The organism is Bacillus sp. SIMBA_074, from assembly GCF_046534555.1.
Taxonomy (GTDB): Bacteria; Bacillota; Bacilli; order Bacillales; family Bacillaceae_G; genus Bacillus_A; species Bacillus_A mycoides.
The window spans coordinates 1-302 of record NZ_JAWRYM010000312.1 but is presented as its reverse complement, the minus strand read 5'-3'; the positions used below and the strand labels follow the sequence as shown (position 1 = coordinate 302).

Annotated in this window: 1 protein-coding gene; it reads left to right on the top strand. The window is 42.4% G+C overall.

The window, feature by feature from the left end:
* On the top strand, positions 1-302 hold a 302-nt coding region (locus SB773_RS30970), incomplete at both ends, for a Dyp-type peroxidase domain-containing protein (protein ID WP_410594081.1).

The window sequence follows — 302 nt, the reverse complement described above, 5'->3', positions numbered from 1 at the left end:
CAGAGGCTGCGGCTCAGATGACAGCAGGAGATTTAATTGGTGAAGCATCTCTTAATACAAATATGCCTCCAAAAGATACGGGGGAAGCGAAAGAATTATCACCTTCCAATTTAACGATTACTTTTGGAGTGGGTCCTACCCTATTTTCGAAAGATGGGAAAGATCGATTTGGTTTGAAATCGAAACGACCTGCTGAATTAAAGGACCTGCCCAAATTCCCTCTAGATGCATTGGAAGAAGAATGGAGCGGTGGAGATATTTGTATTCAAGCATGTGCAGATGATCTTCAAGTGGCTTTTCAC